The following is a 6,466-nucleotide window of genomic DNA, read 5'->3' as shown; positions in this document are numbered from 1 at the left end:
GTGGAACCACCTGATCCCTTGCCGAACTCAGAAGTGAAACGCAGCCTCGCCGATGGTAGTGTGGGGTCTCCCCATGTGAGAGTAGGTCATCGTCAAGCTTTTAATACCAACCCCAGGCCAGCAATGGTCTGGGGTTTTTTTATGCCTGTGGCTTTTGTTCGACAGACGATGACCGGGGTCATGGTGATCGATGCCCTCCCTGGCATCGACCCTGCGGGCGACTGGCGTCGTCCAAAACGGCTGTCCTGCCGTTTGTTCAAGCTTTTAATACCAACCCCAGGCCAGAGATGGTTCGGGCGGTTCGACGTTTCGATTTTTTTATGGCTGGGGCTTCGGTTCGTCAGACGTTACCTCCCTCAATGAAAATCCCGTGACCGAATCCTGACATCCTTAGTGGCCTCACCGAGGCCGTCAATCCGCTGCGCGATGACATGAACCACATCGTTATCCCAGGCTTTTTCAATTAAGCCGGTTACCAACACCAACTGCTCGGTGGTCAGTGCTTTGATGTATTGCTGTGCCTGCTGCAACCAGACAATGATATTGATGTTTCCGGTGTCGTCTTCAAGCGTGACAAAGGTGACGCCTGCCTTTGTTTTGGGACGTTGCCGGTTAACCACCAACCCCAACACACGGATTGGCAGGCGTACCCGGTCCGGCTGGTTCATCCCCAGCCGTTTCGATAACCCCGCAATTCGGCGTTGTTCGGCCTGCATCATGGGCAACAAATCGCTGGCGGGTACCGTCTGAGGTATGGCGTTGTCTTCCCGTAATAGGGTGATCAGATGTCGCCCCAGAGTCAGTCCCTGGCTGTGATAATCTTCAATCAGGTTGTCGAGTTCGTTCGGCGCTGGCAACTGGCTTTGTTGATCGGTTGCTGGTTCGAATGCATCGGTTAGCAGTGGTGTTTGTAGCCGCAGTGCAGAGCTTTCCCAGCGTGCCTGGTAGCGATCCTGAGTGAGGTCGGCGAAGGCGCCCGCTGAAGCCAGCAGGTCGAGATCGGCTGTGCCGATGCCAGACAGTTGCTCCAGTTCTTTGATGCGCTGAAAGCCCTGCTCAGGGCGGTGTCTGAGCAGATTCATGGCACTGGTTTGAGTGAAGCCTTTTATGCGGCAGAAGCCCAAGCGAATGGCGGTTTTCTTGTTGTACCATTCCAGTTGGTTCTCCCAGTCGCTGTAATTGATGTTGACCGGCAACACGGTGACGCCATGACGCTGCACATCCTGTACGAGTTGTGAGGCGGTATAAAATCCCATGGGCAAACTGTTTAGCAGGGCACAGCAAAACGCCTCCGGATAGTGACATTTGAACCAGGACGAGAAGTAGGCAATGAGCGCAAATCCGGCCGCATGAGATTCGGGAAAGCCGTATTCACCAAAGCCTTCAATCTGGCGGTTAATGCGCTGAATAAATTCATCGGGGTATCCGTTTTTGTGCATGCGCTCGGTCAGTTTGGAACGTAATTTATTGATGTGTCCGCTCTGTTTCCAGCTGGCCATTGAACGTCTTAAATCGTTTGCTTCGTCGGAACTGAAACCGGCAGCGACCATGGCCAGTGCAATGATCTGTTCCTGAAAGATGGGTACGCCCAAGGTGCGCTCCAACACCGGGCGTAACGCTTCATTTGGATAATGCACAGCTTCTTTACCGATGCGCCGTTTTAGGTAAGGGTGCACCATGTCGCCATGAATGGGACCCGGGCGTACGATGGCTACTTGCACCACCAGATCGTAATAGCAGTTGGGTTTCAGGCGTGGCAGCATGTTCATTTGGGCGCGTGATTCAATTTGAAAAACACCAACGGTATCGGCCTGTTGAATCATTGCAAAAGTGGCGGCATCGTCGCGCGGGATATGCTGTAACTTGAGGTTCTTGCCATGGTGCTGGCGAATCAGATCCAGGGTGCGGCGTACAGCACTGAGCATGCCGAGTGCGAGAATGTCGACCTTCATCAGCCCCACCGTTTCCAGGTCGTCTTTATCCCACTGAATCACGGTGCGGTCGGGCATAGCCGCGTTCTCAATCGGGACCAGATCGGCCACAACGCCTTCGGTAATGATAAAGCCACCGACATGCTGTGACAGGTGACGGGGGAACCCCAATATGCCTTCCAGCAAATGTTTGAACACGCCAATCTGATGCTCGGATAATCCCATGCCGTCTGAAATAATTTCCTCGATCCAGTTTTTACTGCGATAGCGCCAGCCATAGTTGGCAATTTTCTGATCCAGCTGGCTGATGTTTAACCCCATGGCGCGGCCAATGTCGCGCAGCGCACTTTTGCGCCGGTAGCTGATAACGGTGGCGGCGAGTGCAGCGCGCTTGCGCCCGTATTTCTGATAGATGTACTGGATGACTTCTTCGCGCCGCTGATGTTCAAAGTCGACATCAATGTCCGGCGGGTCATCGCGTCCTTTGGATATGAACCGGTCGAATAACATAGAGGCCTGTTTGGGGTTCACTTCGGTGATGCCCAGGCAATAGCAGACGACCGAGTTCGCTGCTGAGCCGCGCCCCTGACACAGAATGTTCTGCGATCGGGCAAAGCGAACAATGTCGTAAACCGTCAGAAAATAGTGCTCGTATTCTTTCTCGCGAATCATCGCCAGTTCGCGCTCAATAGTGGCGTCGATCTCGGGTGTGCTGCCTTCGGGAAAGCGCCGGGCAACACCCTGGCGCACCAGCAACCGTAAATACTCTTCGGCGTTGTACTGACCGGGAAGGACGTCTTTGGGGTAACGGTAACGCAGAGCATCGAGTGTAAAGTCGCAACGGTCGGCAATGCGCAGGGTTTCCTGCATCAGCTCGGCGCCGTAGAGGCTGTGTAACTTATTGGCCGAGCGCAGGTGGTTTTCTGCATTGGGAAACAGGTAGGGCAAAGCCTCGGTCAGGGTGGTGTTGAAGCGGATGGCGGTCAGGGCATCCTGCAAATCTTTGCGTTCGGGGGTGTGCATGTGCACGTTGTTGGCACAGACAGCGGGCAGGTTGTGTTGCCTGGCCAGGCCTCGGGCGCGGGTGGCAAGCTCAAAACTGTTTTCGGTCAGCAGGTTTTCCACCAGCACCCAGCAACGGTCCTGAAAACAATCGGCGTAATAGGCCAGTTGTTCGTCATCATCACTGCGCCCCCGGGGTGACCAGAGGCACAAACAGTTATCGAGGTTCAGTGTGAAATCCTGGCGGTTTAGGCGGTATTCACCCTTGTCGCAGCGTCGCCGGGCCCGGGTAATGAGGTGACACAGTTGGCTGTAAGCGGATTCGGTCGGAGCGAGCAGGATGATCACCTGACCGTCGAGGCGAAATTCGGCGCCGATGATCAGTTTGATCGGCAGTTTTTGGTCTCTGATGACGCGCCAGGCTTTGACCACTCCGGCGACCGAGCATTCGTCGGTAATGGCCAGGGCCTGGTAGCCAAGTTCGACCGCGCGCAGTACCAGTTCCTGCGGGTGAGAGGCACCGCGCAGAAAACTGTGATTGCTCAGACAATGCAATTCGGCGTAGGGCAGTGAGTCGGTCATGGGTTATCCGAAAAAGCCGGCCAGGCTCCAGTGGCCATCGTCGTGACGGGCGAGCCAGACGGCTTGCTTGTGGTGTGGATGCCAGGCGCGAAAATAGTCGCGCCGGTATGGGGCCGGTTGTGCCCAGCGACCCATAACAATGCGTTCGGGCCCGCTCAGTAGCTGAAATTGCTGCGGTGCGACCCGTTGCTCGGTATCCGGCACCAGCAGTGGCTGGAACCGGGGGCGTGACGATTCCGGGCGCCCGGTGCGATCGACTGCCGGGGTTAGCCGGGTGGCGTATTCCGGCCTGGGATCGTTGGTGGTTGTCAGGGTGTGCACCTGGTGGTGGCCAAGTCGTGATACCAGTAGCGACAGCAGGCGGTCGGCATCGGCTTGCGGGTAGGCGGTGCCGAGCAGGTCACCGCTGGGCATGGGGTCGGTGCGAAAGCGTCGCGCTCTCAGGTGTAGCGAGAGCACGGGTTCCGGTAAGACCAGCCGGTCGAGCTGCAGGTTGATCAGGCTGAGCCACTCCTGCGCGCTGCGGGAGCCCTGTACCGCCTGAATGCGCAAGCGGGTAGGCGGCTTGTTACGGTGGATGAGGCGCAAGTAAAGGCTGTCGGCCAGACATTGGCGCGCTTTGAGGTAGTCTTCCAGGTTGGTCAGCAGGCGCTTGACCGGGAACAGCAGGCTGGCGCTGTGCTCGGCCTCGTGGCTCAGTTCCAGGCGTTCGTCGAAATGCGGGGGGATGTCGAAGCGGTGGCCCAGGGTGTCGGGGGTTTCCAGAGCCGAGAGCCGCTGCAACAGGGTCGGGCCGAAGCGATAGCCGAGTTCGGCCCGGGGCAACGGGCGAATATCGGCATAGCAGTGCAGGCCCATGGATTTCAGCCGGGCGGCGTCTTTGGTGTCGAGGCCTAGCCGGTCGATGGCAATGGGGTCGAGTGCGCTGATCAGTTGTTGCCGGTCGCTGCTGACGAGCGGCTGGTCGTTGATGGCCAGCACCTGAGCGGCCTGGGCGGTGTGCCCACAGGCCCAGCGATAGTGAAAACCACTGTGATCCAGGCGCTTTTGCAGGGTGCCGACCAGGGCATCCAGCCCCTGATACAAGCGCAACATGGAGCCGATTTCGAGACTGAGACCCGAGGGCGGGCACAGCCGGATATCGGCGCAGGCCTGATACAACAACAGCGCCAGACGTTGCAGTTGTTCCTGTTCGGCAAGCGCATCGTGCTGGGTGGTTTCTACGTCGCTCAGCAGACAATAGGCAGTGGCGGTATTCATGCCGGGTCGCACACCCAGGGCCGTCGCTGCGCCATTGCATTGCTCAATGCCGGACCGGGCGTTGAGCAGCAATTGTGGCGTGGCGCTCTCCAGAGTGCCAAACCGGGCTTGCAAGGCAAGCCGGGGAAAGTCGATGTACAACCAGAGTCGGGTGTCAGCCATGGTGTTGACCTCTGTCGGGCTGCAGCGGCACGGCCACTGCCAGGTTGTGCAGTGGCCAGCCCGCGCGTCGTTTGAGAATGTGCAGCTGCACCCGGTCGGCCTGCTCGGCGCACACCTGAAGTCGCAGGGCAGCGATGGACGCACGATCGCGCCAGCGTTCGGGGCGCAGCAGAAACACCGGCAGCCGGTTGCTCTCGGCGGCCAGTTGCAGGCGGCGCATGTGGGCGTTGTCGAGCCGGTCGACCCAGGCCACCACAGCCTGGCAGCCGCCGGTGGTCAGGCAGCGCTCAAGGCTCCACAGCAGGTCGTCCTGGCACGGGGCCTGGCACAGCAACAGCCGGGATAAATCGATCCCCCAGTGGGCCAGCCCCGGGGCATGGGGCCGGTAAGGCGGGTTGAACCAGGCCTGCCATAGCTGGCCCGTCTGGCTGAGTGTGGCCAGGTAAGGCATCAGCAGTCTCAATTCGCCCTGGCCAGGCCGGGCGTAGAGAATTTCGGTGACGGCTCCGAGCGGCCAACCACCGCCGGGCAGCTCGGCATCCAGTGCCGCGTAGCCGCTGGGAGCGGCATGAATGCGGGCCATGCGCCAGTCGCTGGCGGACCAAAGCCGACCGCTCCGGGTCAGATCGTTCAGCAAAGACATGATGAAGGTGCTCAAGAAGCTGTATGGATATACAGTATAATCAGCCGCGATCAGGATGCCAGTGGTTGATTCGTAATGATCTGTATCGGTGTTTTCGTTGGAGCGCTAAGCCATCAACCCAGAGGCTACCAGGCTCAGGCCTGAGCCCATCAGCAGGGCAAACGCCAGACGACGCATCCAGAGTTCCGGGAGGGGAGGTCCGAAGCGTTTGCCAATGAGCGTGCCCAGAATGACCAGTGGCAGGCCCAGTGCACAGATCAGCAGAACGTTCATGGCGTCTTGCAGAAAAGGTAACGCCAGAGCGATGCGAATGACTGAGGTGGCAAAAAAAGTCATCAGTAGGGTTAGGCGAATGCTGAGCAGTGGCAGTGGCTGGCGGTACATCAGAAACGCCAGAGGCGGGCCGTAGGTGGCGAACAGGCCGCCGAGCAAGCCGGCGATGGCGCCCGCTGTGGCAAAGGCGAAACGACCGTTTACGTCGGCCCGGGGTTTGGGTTTGAGCATCATCAGCAGGCAACTGATGACCAGAGTGATGCCGAGCAGCAGTTGCAGCAGGCTGAGGCTGCTTTGACTAAAGTGGTTGAGCAGCCATAAGCCCAGGCCGGTTAACGGGATGGCCGTCGCCAGCATGGCGATGACCGCCGGGCGGTGCACATGCTGGGTGTGACCGCGCAGGGCGATGCCGGTGTTGGCCAGGCTGAGGGTGCTGGTTGCGAACGCCAGAAAGGCGAGGTCGGCCAGGCCAAGAACCGAGCTCAGGCCCATGACGATCAGGCCGAAGGCAAAGCCGGTGACGGTTTGAATATAACTGCCCAGAAAAAACAGGCCCAGCAGCAGGGCAGCGTTGGTGATGTCCATGTGTGTAGTTTACGGGGTTTGGGTGTCT

General features: G+C 58.8%; 4 protein-coding genes and 1 rRNA gene. 1 reads left to right on the top strand and 4 read right to left on the bottom strand.

Annotation, left to right across the window (positions count from 1 at the left end):
* A 5S ribosomal RNA gene (gene rrf, locus ABJT94_RS20970) occupies positions 1-98 on the top strand; the annotation flags it as partial.
* Between the two features lie 258 nt (positions 99-356).
* Here the strand turns inward: rrf and ABJT94_RS20965 are convergent.
* The 4 genes from ABJT94_RS20965 to ABJT94_RS20950 form a co-directional block, all read right to left on the bottom strand.
* Complete coding sequence (locus tag ABJT94_RS20965) at positions 357-3,515, bottom strand: error-prone DNA polymerase (protein ID WP_348476716.1); 3,159 nt, start codon at positions 3,513-3,515, stop codon at positions 357-359.
* A 3-nt stretch (positions 3,516-3,518) separates the two neighbouring features.
* On the bottom strand, positions 3,519-4,937 hold the full coding sequence (locus tag ABJT94_RS20960; protein WP_348476715.1) for a DNA polymerase Y family protein: 1,419 nt from the start codon (positions 4,935-4,937) through the stop codon (positions 3,519-3,521).
* Positions 4,930-5,580 (bottom strand): translesion DNA synthesis-associated protein ImuA, encoded by a 651-nt coding sequence (gene imuA / locus ABJT94_RS20955; RefSeq protein WP_348476714.1) that lies wholly within the window; start codon positions 5,578-5,580, stop codon positions 4,930-4,932. Before imuA ends, ABJT94_RS20960 begins: the two co-directional genes overlap by 8 nt.
* Positions 5,581-5,685: 105 nt before the next feature.
* The gene (locus ABJT94_RS20950) at positions 5,686-6,438 is read right to left on the bottom strand and encodes a sulfite exporter TauE/SafE family protein (protein WP_348476713.1); all 753 of its coding nucleotides are present in this window, start codon (positions 6,436-6,438) and stop codon (positions 5,686-5,688) included.
* Positions 6,439-6,466: the final 28 nt, after the last annotated feature.

Source organism: Saccharospirillum sp. (assembly GCF_039982735.1).
GTDB lineage: Bacteria > Pseudomonadota > Gammaproteobacteria > Pseudomonadales > Natronospirillaceae > Saccharospirillum.
The sequence above is the reverse complement of the archived record's forward strand: the minus strand, read 5'-3'. Positions and strand labels throughout refer to the sequence as shown.

Excerpts from the sequence above, each read along its gene's own strand:
- ABJT94_RS20965 (WP_348476716.1), bottom strand. The coding sequence starts at position 3,515 with ATGACCGACTCACTGCCCTACGCCGAATTGCATTGTCTGAGCAATCAC.
- ABJT94_RS20960 (WP_348476715.1), bottom strand. The coding sequence starts at position 4,937 with ATGGCTGACACCCGACTCTGGTTGTACATCGACTTTCCCCGGCTTGCC.
- imuA (WP_348476714.1), bottom strand. The coding sequence starts at position 5,580 with ATGTCTTTGCTGAACGATCTGACCCGGAGCGGTCGGCTTTGGTCCGCC.
- ABJT94_RS20950 (WP_348476713.1), bottom strand. The coding sequence starts at position 6,438 with ATGGACATCACCAACGCTGCCCTGCTGCTGGGCCTGTTTTTTCTGGGC.